The organism is Limosilactobacillus coleohominis (assembly GCF_016901675.1).
Taxonomy (GTDB): Bacteria; Bacillota; Bacilli; order Lactobacillales; family Lactobacillaceae; genus Limosilactobacillus; species Limosilactobacillus intestinavium.
In genome coordinates this window covers 1-1,483 of the sequence record NZ_JACJKU010000140.1, presented here as the reverse complement: position 1 = coordinate 1,483, position 1,483 = coordinate 1, and the positions used below count along the sequence as shown (strand labels likewise).

At 26.0% G+C, this 1,483-nt stretch carries 1 protein-coding gene; it reads right to left on the bottom strand.

Annotation, left to right across the window (positions count from 1 at the left end; translation table 11 throughout):
• Positions 1-158: 158 nt before the first annotated feature.
• Positions 159-1,483, bottom strand: a 1,325-nt coding sequence (locus tag H5975_RS08040) for a DUF6056 family protein (protein WP_204785604.1), incomplete at its 5' end; no start/stop codon positions are given.

Below are 1,483 nucleotides of genomic sequence, written 5' to 3'. Positions count from 1 at the left end.
AAACAGCCCAAGCAACTTAGTTGCTTGAACTGATTAAATTTAGTTATCAGTACCGATTGACAATGAGCCAATTTAGTTATCAGTGTCATTTAATGTAGAACTTACAAATTAGCCTCATCAACTAGGTTAAGCTAAATTTAAATTAACAGAAATATAATTTAATTATTAAATATGCCTATCCATAGTCTTAAATATCTTAACATTAAGTCATAATTATTAAGACACATTACGAACATAAGAATATATATATTTGCTAAAGCTACAACAAACACACAAATAAATTCAACATTTAAAGCAAAATTTATTTGTATACTGTCCATACAAATTAAAAACGAAATTATAATTATCGAGCATTCAAATATAAAGAAAGTCCTTGTTGAGGATGCATATTGTGTTGCACTTTGCATGATTACAAGTCTTGAAAATAATCCGGCAGTTAATATAATGTATAAATCCATGTTTCTATAAAATGGCCTAAATACAGATACATTATAATAAGTCATAACTACTAAGAAAACATTTATCATTATTAATAAAATAACAAATATCAATGGTTGAGTGCTATATAGTAATCCATTTTTTGGAAAAAAGAATAATCTATTAAATCTATTATATAAACGATGATATAAATATAAAATGCTACACAGGATAATAACAGCTTCCGTTGCTATGCTTACCAGGAATTGAATATTTAACCTTAAGCCTTCTTTCTTTCCCTTAAAAAATTGATAAATACTAATAACGGTAAATAATAATAAAATATTTAGAATTAATCCATACATAAAATGTTGTCCTGTCGTCATTGCTATAATATCAATCTTATTAAAGATAGAAAGGTTATTAAAGCCTTTAAAGTAATGTCTTGTATCAACTAAATTTCTAACTTTATTCCCTGGGCATAAAAGCATCCATACTAACGAACAAACTAATTCTATTACTTGTATATAAACAAACACATGTACCTTTTGTCTATTAAAAATCATAATTAAAATTTTCCAAATAAAAATAACAAATAAAAAGACAAGCATTTGCTCATTATTTGCTGCATATAACGTTGCAATAAACATAAATGGAAAATTTGCTTTATGCATTTTTTCCCCCCTGTAAAGGTAAATTAAACAGTACATTCCTAAAACAAATGGGAAAAAATAGGTTGAAGTTGTTGCGATCCATCCCGCTGTGAAAAGTTCATAATAAGGCAAACAATACATGAAAAGAAGGATTAAAATATTCATTTTAATATTATTTTTAACATTAAATATTTCTGAAATGCTATAGTTTAATAGCCAAAATAGTAATGCTGTAACTATTGCAAAAACAAATACTGGTTTAGTTTCTAAGTAATACATCACGAAGTTAATAATTGTCCTAGAACTCCACGTATAATACTGATGCATCACATAACTAAAACATTTTCCAATTGAATTATACAAATACTTATTAGCTCTATTATTGATGTCATCTCCATACATAGGTATTAAAT